Source organism: Janthinobacterium sp. BHSEK, assembly GCF_056174685.1.
In genome coordinates this window covers 1-257 of the sequence record NZ_JBWBYV010000279.1, presented here as the reverse complement: position 1 = coordinate 257, position 257 = coordinate 1, and the positions used below count along the sequence as shown (strand labels likewise).

The following is a 257-nucleotide window of genomic DNA, read 5'->3' as shown; positions in this document are numbered from 1 at the left end:
GACGGTGCCTGTAAAAGGGCAAAGTAACAGAGATTAAACTGAAGAGTTTGATCCTGGCTCAGATTGAACGCTGGCGGCATGCCTTACACATGCAAGTCGAACGGCAGCACGGAGCTTGCTCTGGTGGCGAGTGGCGAACGGGTGAGTAATATATCGGAACGTACCCTGGAGTGGGGGATAACGTAGCGAAAGTTACGCTAATACCGCATACGATCTACGGATGAAAGTGGGGGATCGCAAGACCTCATGCTCGTGGA

The 257-nt window shown here is 52.1% G+C and carries 1 rRNA gene; it reads left to right on the top strand.

The features are described from left to right. Positions 1–35: 35 nt before the first annotated feature. Positions 36–257: ribosomal RNA gene (locus tag AC0V2Y_RS29035) — 16S ribosomal RNA — on the top strand; the annotation flags it as partial.